Source organism: Ruegeria sp. BG6 (assembly GCF_056538465.1).
Genome location: NZ_JBQFTB010000034.1, coordinates 1 through 4,594, shown reverse-complemented (window position 1 = coordinate 4,594; position 4,594 = coordinate 1). Strand labels below are relative to the sequence as shown.

General features: G+C 52.8%; 3 protein-coding genes. All 3 read left to right on the top strand.

The genetic code is table 11. The features are described from left to right. Positions 1 to 450: 450 nt before the first annotated feature. Genes ACR0JW_RS23760 through ACR0JW_RS23750 form a run of 3 tightly spaced genes read left to right on the top strand, consistent with a single transcriptional unit; the run spans position 451 to position 4,284 of the window. Positions 451 to 1,386, top strand: a complete 936-nt coding sequence (locus ACR0JW_RS23760) for a glycosyltransferase (RefSeq protein ID WP_480714601.1) — start codon at positions 451 to 453, stop codon at positions 1,384 to 1,386. Next, complete coding sequence (locus ACR0JW_RS23755; protein ID WP_170682851.1) at positions 1,383 to 3,218, top strand: methyltransferase domain-containing protein; 1,836 nt, start codon at positions 1,383 to 1,385, stop codon at positions 3,216 to 3,218. Before ACR0JW_RS23760 ends, ACR0JW_RS23755 begins: the two co-directional genes overlap by 4 nt. Continuing rightward, entirely contained in the window at positions 3,211 to 4,284 is a 1,074-nt protein-coding gene (locus ACR0JW_RS23750; RefSeq protein ID WP_170682852.1) for an acyltransferase family protein, read from the top strand. Before ACR0JW_RS23755 ends, ACR0JW_RS23750 begins: the two co-directional genes overlap by 8 nt. Positions 4,285 to 4,594 lie beyond the last annotated feature (310 nt).

The window sequence follows — 4,594 nt, the reverse complement described above, 5'->3', positions numbered from 1 at the left end:
CAAATCCGTCGCATAATCAAACCAATCAGATGCGCCGACCATCTCTTAGCTCAGGACGCCATCTGTCCCAAAATCCCTGACGACGGACAGAGGCAGTGTTACTGATACCCTGCTCTTAGTAAGGAATTGATTTCTAGCTAAATAACTGAACAGGCATCAGTTGCATTCCCTCAGCTGCCAGGTGGGTTTACAAGTCCCTAATTGATCTCCATAACGGCATCCTAATTTTGGAGATACACGCCGACCAGATTGTGCAATGTCGCTTTCCGCACGATGCGGTTTCCTAGATGTTGGGCGCGCCAGAGGCATTAGACCACTAATGTTATCACGTAATCGGATAAGTGTGTGTAAAGGTTGGGAGTTTGGTTTGAAGCGCGCCAAAAAAAAAATGATCGGTAACACAGCTCTAAAGTTGGGTAATATCTCGAATTTTTGGGGAGTGAGATTGCCATGAGAGATGAATTGGCGAACAAAGTAGGCAACCCAATAAAGGATGTTTCGCTACAGGTTCAAACGATTGTGTACTGTCTGGATGCCAAAAACGTATTTCGTACGGTGGAATGTCTCGCCAGATCATTCGAGTTGGCCAAGGAAAACAACGTGCTTTCCGACTTGAAAATTCGAATTGGTGACACGTCGCCCGATCCTTGTCTGACTGATGATGTATTGAGGTCGCTAGTGGATACCTATGCAGGCGGGATTGAAATCGACTACTACCATTTTGGACACAATCTGGGCTCTGCTGGTGGACACAACGCCCTGTCGATGGAAGCGATTGCCGACTATCTGATGATACTGAACCCTGACGTGGTTGTGTCTCCGCGCCTGCTGGAAAAGATGATAGAACCTTTCGCACAGCCAAGCACGGGTATGACAGAAGCCCGACAAATCCCTATTGAGCACCCCAAGGATTACAACCCTACAACCGGTGAAACAGGTTGGGCAACTACCGCATGCGCGATCACACCCCGGGCTTTGTTCGAGGAAATTGGGCGCTTTGATGCCGAAAGCTTTTTTTTGTATTGCGATGATGTCGATTACTCGTGGCGAGTACGCGAGGCCGGAAAAAAGGTGATCTATCTTCCTCAAGCGACCGCTTTCCATGACAAACAACTGGGCGAAAACGCGGAATGGCAACCATCGGGGGCTGAGGTTTTCTATTCTGCGCAGGCCGCTCTTTTGATGGCGCATAAGTGGTCGAGAGTCGACATGCTGGGCAAAATCCTCAGGAACTTCGAAAAGGGTTCCGAGCAGGAAAAAGCCGCTCGGAGGAATTTTCTGGAACGAAAGAAAGCCGGAACCCTGCCGGCACCGCGAGACGCCGGAAATGAAATCGGAGAATTCACGTCAAACTACTTTTACACCAATCACCGGTACGACCTATGACGCTCAATCCGCACGATGACTACGACAATCCTTATTGGCCGAACAACGTGATGGGTCATGCCGTAGTGCTGCTAAAGCGGTATCGGGACCAGTCCACGAAGGAAAGCGGCATTCACCTCGATCTCGGTTGCGGCTTCGGCCGGATGGCGGAGGCCATCACCGAGGAATGCGGTGCAATCTACGTGGGCGTTGATGGTGCGGCCGCGGGGCCGGCTTCGTTGAAACAGCGCGGGTTCGAAGCGCACCAACTGCTTTTTGGCGACCCCGAGGGAACCCTGTCGGCATTGCGCAAGATCATCAACGGCCGTCCGCTTCTGTCCTTGAGCATGCTGGATACGCTGGAGCATCTGCCGGAAGGTGACGATGTTTTGCGCGTTATCCGAACCCTGATTGCGGAACACGAAACTCATGCCGTTATCAGCGTACCCAACAATGCGCATCGTGATGTCGGGTTCAAGTTAGCTTTTGGCCAATGGGATTATACGCAAGACGGTTTGCTCGACCACACGCATTGCAGATTGTTCAGCGAAACCACGCTGGAAAGGGTTCTGCATCACGCCGGTTTGCAGATCGTCGACCGCAACCCCTGCCGCATCGCCAACAGCGATCAGAAATTCCCGCGCACCCATCCAGCTCTTGCCGATGGTACGCACCTGAACGAGGCCCTGCGTTTCTATCGTGGGCAAGTCGACGAAACGGCAACGATCAATCAGTTCGTGATGCTGGTTCAGGCCGGTGCCGTCACCGAATCCGAATCCTACAAGACGCCCGAAGAAATCAACCAGACGACCCCTTTTCTGACCGTACTGACCCGCACCCAAGGCATTCGCCTGTCCTGCCTCGAAGAAGTTCTGACCGCCCTTGCCGCACAGCATGACCAGGATTTCGAAGTTCTAATCGTCGGGCACAAGCTGCCGGTTGAACGGCAGCTACTTGTTGAACGTACAATTGACGATTGTGTCGGCCGGCTGCGCGACAAATGCCGCCTTGTGCTTGTAGATGAAGGCAACCGGACCCGGCCGCTGAATGTAGGCTTTGCCGAGGCCCGGGGTGATTATGTCGCCATTCTGGACGATGACGACATGCCTTTTGCGAATTGGGTCTCTTCTTTCCGTAAATTGTCAAAGGAAAAGCCCGGGCGCGTACTGCGCAGCGCCACCGTACGTCAGGACGTCACCATGGCCAAAGTACGCGGCCATGACGGCATCCGTGCCACTTCCAAATTTTCGCTCTATCCCAAGACGTTCAATTTTTACGAACATCTCGACGTGAACCAAAGCCCCCCGGTCGGGTTGGCCTTTCCGCGAAGTGCCTTTAGCGATCTTCGCATCCATTTTGATGAATCGCTGACAACGACCGAAGACTGGGACTATCTGATGCACTGTGCGGCCATTCTGGGCGTGCACTCTTATCCAGGCGTGACCAGCGTGTATCGTTGGTGGTCCGACAATGACAGGTCATCGCGATCCGATCACAATCAGGCCGAGTGGAAGGCAAATCACGAGAAAATTTGGCAAAAGCTGGATCAGATGCCGATTATTTTGCCGCCGGGATCAGCCCGCGAACTGCGCCAGCAGCTTGGTCAGGATGCAATGGAAGAACGCACCCAGCTTCTTGCAGAAGTGTCGGAAATCCTGTCCTCCTGGAGTTGGAAGCTGACAGCACCCCTGAGGTGGCCTGCACGCAGACGCGGCCGTAAGGATCCGGTAATCAGCGCGTGCTTTGACATGTCCCCCGGAGAGCTGAGGCGGGTCCGCGACAAGCTCAAAAAATCCGGTTCGTGGAAGAAAACCAAGGTCTTCCGCAAAAGAAAGAAGGCCCACAATGGCTGACCAGCGGCACCGTGACAACTTTATGATATTGCGGCTCGTCGCCGCAATTCTGGTCATCTACGGACATGCGTTTCCGCTGACCGGCACTGTCCCGCCGGGTTATCTTGGGAATTCGATCCAGACCCTTGCTGTTAAGATCTTTTTCGTCATCAGCGGGTATCTGATTGCGCAAAGCTGGTCCAACGATCCTAATATTTTGCGATATCTGGCGCGGCGCACCGCCCGGATCATGCCAGGTTTGTGGGCGGTGTGTATCGGCAGCGTTCTGATTGCCGGCCCATTGCTCACATCCCTGACGCTGGGTGAGTATTTTGATTCCTCCCAGACCTACGACTACCTGAAAAATCTGGTGCTCAATCCGCAATATGCCCTTCCCGGAGTGTTCGAGGATACGATCTATCCAAGGGCGGTTAACGGGTCGCTCTGGACTTTGCCGGTCGAGTTTTTCATGTATCTGATGTTGCCCCTGATTCTGGTTCTTCCGAAGTCCAGATACCTTGTTGTAGTTGCCGCCTTTGTACTGGCTGGACTATCGCTCTACTTCGCGCGCATCAATGTTCCGGAGAATGCCCCGATCTATTGGGGAACCCATTCCATTAACGCACTTGAGATGATGCCGTATTTCCTGTTTGGTTCGGTGTTCAGAATCTGGGTTCCGCATCATCTTTTGAACCTTCAGTTCGCAGTCTGCCTGATGTTCCTTGGACCATTGTTTGCAAACAGTTGGGCCGGAAATGAAGCCGTCAGCTTACTGATCCTGCCTTATTGTGTGTTTGCTTTCGCCTATGCGCCGTCTCCATTGTTCGCGGGCGTCGCGAAACTGGGTGACATTTCTTACGGTATTTACCTGTATGGCTTCCTCATTCAGCAAATTGTATCCGATGTTATCGGAACGGATGGCGCGCCCATGCAAAACTTTGTCATCTCGACGCTTCTGACCATTCCATTTGCCTATCTGTCTTGGAACTTTGTCGAACGCCCGGCGCTGCAGTTTACCCGGAATGCGCTGAAATCCGGCAGGTTTCTGGCGATACGGATGCCAAAGTTGTTCAAACCGAAGTCCTGAATTCCGTAACTCTCAAGTAGGCGTTGCCAAATTGTCTAGCAAAGCTGCAGTTTCGGGAGCTTGGCGTTGTCAAGTATTCATGTCGGCAGGTTAGTCGAAACAAAGCTGGCAGCAACTGTTTCGTAGCGCGCGCTTCGGGGGCACAGATGCAGTGTCCAAGACGGCAGATAAGACTGCGTTGAATTTGACCCCCTAGATTGCCCGTCGTCGGCACCAATTGGACAGATGGCGTCCTGAGCTAAGAGATGGTCGGCGCATCTGATTGGTTTGATTATGCGACGGATTTGCGGTGAAGCAAGCGCCGGGTTTC

Bases quoted from the DNA above. Each gene is read 5' to 3' on its own strand.
- ACR0JW_RS23750 (WP_170682852.1), top strand. From the start codon at position 3,211: ATGGCTGACCAGCGGCACCGTGACAACTTTATGATATTGCGGCTCGTC.
- ACR0JW_RS23760 (WP_480714601.1), top strand. From the start codon at position 451: ATGAGAGATGAATTGGCGAACAAAGTAGGCAACCCAATAAAGGATGTT.
- ACR0JW_RS23755 (WP_170682851.1), top strand. From the start codon at position 1,383: ATGACGCTCAATCCGCACGATGACTACGACAATCCTTATTGGCCGAAC.